This is a genomic window from Emticicia sp., assembly GCF_049241225.1.
GTDB lineage: Bacteria > Bacteroidota > Bacteroidia > Cytophagales > Spirosomataceae > Emticicia.
Genome location: NZ_JBMLRC010000495.1, coordinates 1 through 2,968, shown reverse-complemented (window position 1 = coordinate 2,968; position 2,968 = coordinate 1). Strand labels below are relative to the sequence as shown.

Genomic DNA, 2,968 nt, shown 5'->3' with positions numbered 1-2,968 from the left:
TGACTGTGCAGCCAACGCTGTCGAAGGTAATGACGGTGGGTGTTTCGGTGGGTGAGCGAAGTCGAACCCCACCGAAATCTATTACTTTTTAATCGCCTTCAAAGCCGTTCCATTCATTTCAATGACTGATTTTTCAGAAGTATTGAGTACAAAATTATTTGGATATACCTGACGCATTTTCAGAACACCACTTGATGCTACATTTGCTTCTAAGTTTTCGAGTTTATAAAGTATATCATTACGAAAATCACAGTTAGAGTTTGCATCTAAGACAATACTAAGATGCTGACTATTAAGCTTTCTGATATCAACAGAGGTGATTTTGGTAGCTTCAATTTTTAGCTTATCTTGGTTCAAACTGTCAATTTTAATATTGGTTAATTCTCCCTTAATTGAACTCAAATCTGGACAAAGAATCATTACGATACTTTCATAATTTGGATATTCCTCAATCCGAACTTTTGCAGGATTTAGTAAAAATTTTACAACGACAGTATCACCTTCAAAACTAACTTTGACATCATCAGTCCATTTTTTTGAGACATTTATCGCAAAATGCTTATTCTCGATGATGTTTACTTTGCCAGTAGCATCTTTTTGACCAATGATTTTTATATGCTTAAATGCCTTGTCGGAAACCTTTTGAAATTGCCAATAAGGGTCGTTTTGATTAATTTTCTCAAATTCTGATTTTACCGAAAATGCACTAATGAGCATCATCATCAGAAAAATCCCCGAAAGACCTAATAGTAATTTAGTGCTGAGTTTCATATTGTTAATAAGTTGTTGATTATTAAATATTTGTATTGAAATTTTCTTGAATATATTGCTGATATTGAGCTTTTAAATCTTCAAAATCAATCTTTAATAAATGCAAATTCCGAAAGACGTTTGGTAGTTCGGTTTCGATGAATTGCTCTCTCCGAAACGATAAAATTTTATCTTCTGCATCCTCAGCCACAAAATAGCCAATTCCTCTTTTCATTTGAATGATTTCCTTTTGTTGCAAAAAATCATAAGTTCGCTGAACTGTATTCGGATTTACCTCCAAAGCCACCGCCAAATCTCTGATTGATGGAATTTTCTCGCCCATCGGATATTTTTTAAGCAATATTTGCTCAAAAATGTACTCCCCAATCTGCAAATATATTGCTTGTTTATCTCTAAAATCCATGTCGTAAATAATTGAAAACCAGTTTATTATAACTCCTTATCGCCAAACCGAACCAAACCAATCAACCACAAAGCGGCAGGAATAAAAACCATCATAAAGTGTTGAATAAGACTCTTGATAGATTCGGTTGCATAGATTTGGTATGCTTTTTTACTTTCGGTTGAAACAACGGCTTTGGTAAAGTTAAGAACGCCAGATGTAGTAGTTTTTTCACCGATAATAAAACTAAATAGTGAATCACCTAAAAAACTGAAAGCCACAGATAATCCCAAAAATACTAAAGCAGATTTAATGTAAGATTTTTGATTGAAATATAGACTGCCGACTACCGCAATACCGCCTAAACCGAAAAAGCAAGCCAAGAATATCGAAAATGGCATTCGATTTAAGTTATCTTTCTCTGCAAAACTGTATGTCAAATAAGGGAAATCAACTTCTAATTGTTTGGCGGTATAATGGAATTTTGTGACGGCCAATTCTCGATGATAATCTAAAAATAGCGAGTCAATTACCTTGAAAACGACTAGAAACATAGGTAAATAGACTAAAACGGTAATTGTAAAAACCGAAAGCCATTTCTCGAAATGAGAGCAAGGTAATGTCAGATAAGAAGCCGAAACTGATTTTTTTGAAAAGTTATTAAGTAAAATATTCACCCAAACTGTTACACTTAATAGCCCAATTGCAAAACCCATAGATTGCCCAAACGAACTTTGTCTTGCTGTTTTTAGCGAACTGTATGCAAATAAAACTAATACAGTTGCTAATATAAAAGTACCACCCAAAACCAATCCTTTTTCATAAATTGTTTTTCGGAGTAAAAGACCAAATCGACGAAAATTAAAAGTATTATTCATGTTGTTTGTAATGATGTAGTAATCAAGTAGTTTAATTAAAAATTTCCTTCATACGATTCGGATTGGCAATCACGGCATTAAACAAATGTTCCATGTTTATTTTGCTATCTTCACCCGTTACATTCGCTGCCACTACCGTTTTTCCTTTGAGCGAATCTTCAGCATAAAGTACGTTTTCGTCGAGTTCGTTCACCGTTTTGAAACATAATTTCTCATTGATGCTCATGATAGATGCCTTGAGTAAAACCTCACTTTCATCAATTATGATGATTTGGTCAATCAGATTATCTAAATCACGTACTTGGTGTGTAGAAATAATAAACAATCGTTCTTCGGTCAGAGCTGCCGCAACCAATTTCCTAAACTGACTTTTTGAAGGAATATCCAAGCCGTTTGTTGGTTCGTCCATGATTAAAACCTGCGTGTTGCAAGCCAATCCAAAAGCAATGATGGCTTTTTTCTGTTGCCCAAACGACATTTTATTAAGTTTTTGGTCGCTCGGCACTTCCAATTCTTTCAAATACTCATAAAACTGATTTTCATTGAATTTTGGGTAAAACGGAGCGTAAAGTTCTAAGTAAGTGTGAATAGAAATAGAAGGAAGGGCTACATCTTCTGGAATAAAATAGACATTTTGTAAAAATGAAGGCTGGCGTTTCTGTGGATTGTGCTTCACAACTTCAATTTTCCCTGAAACAGGAAACAGCAAGCCCATCATATTGCAAAGCAAAGTAGATTTTCCTGCCCCGTTTTTACCCAAAAGCCCATAGATACTACCTGCTTCGAGGCTCAAACTAAGGTTTTCGTAAAGCATTTTCTTTCGATTATAACCAAAAGAGAGGTTTTGAATATTAATCATAGTGTATTAGTTGTATAGTACACTACAAATGTATTGATTTTGAAATTTAAAAAGCAAGTTTTTTATGGAATATTTTTT

Annotated in this window: 4 protein-coding genes; all 4 read right to left on the bottom strand. The window is 34.1% G+C overall.

Annotated elements, in window-relative coordinates:
* Positions 1-81: 81 nt before the first annotated feature.
* The 4 genes from ACOVO2_RS25775 to ACOVO2_RS25760 are packed head-to-tail and all read right to left on the bottom strand — an operon-like array spanning position 82 to position 2,890.
* On the bottom strand, positions 82-771 hold the full coding sequence (locus ACOVO2_RS25775) for a hypothetical protein (RefSeq protein WP_421772740.1): 690 nt from the start codon (positions 769-771) through the stop codon (positions 82-84).
* 22 nt (positions 772-793) lie between these two features.
* Positions 794-1,174 (bottom strand): GntR family transcriptional regulator, encoded by a 381-nt coding sequence (locus ACOVO2_RS25770; RefSeq protein ID WP_421772739.1) that lies wholly within the window; start codon positions 1,172-1,174, stop codon positions 794-796.
* Between the two features lie 26 nt (positions 1,175-1,200).
* The gene (locus tag ACOVO2_RS25765; protein WP_421772738.1) at positions 1,201-2,031 is read right to left on the bottom strand and encodes a hypothetical protein; all 831 of its coding nucleotides are present in this window, start codon (positions 2,029-2,031) and stop codon (positions 1,201-1,203) included.
* Positions 2,032-2,062: 31 nt separating this feature from the next.
* Positions 2,063-2,890, bottom strand: a complete 828-nt coding sequence (locus tag ACOVO2_RS25760; RefSeq protein WP_421772737.1) for an ATP-binding cassette domain-containing protein — start codon at positions 2,888-2,890, stop codon at positions 2,063-2,065.
* Positions 2,891-2,968 lie beyond the last annotated feature (78 nt).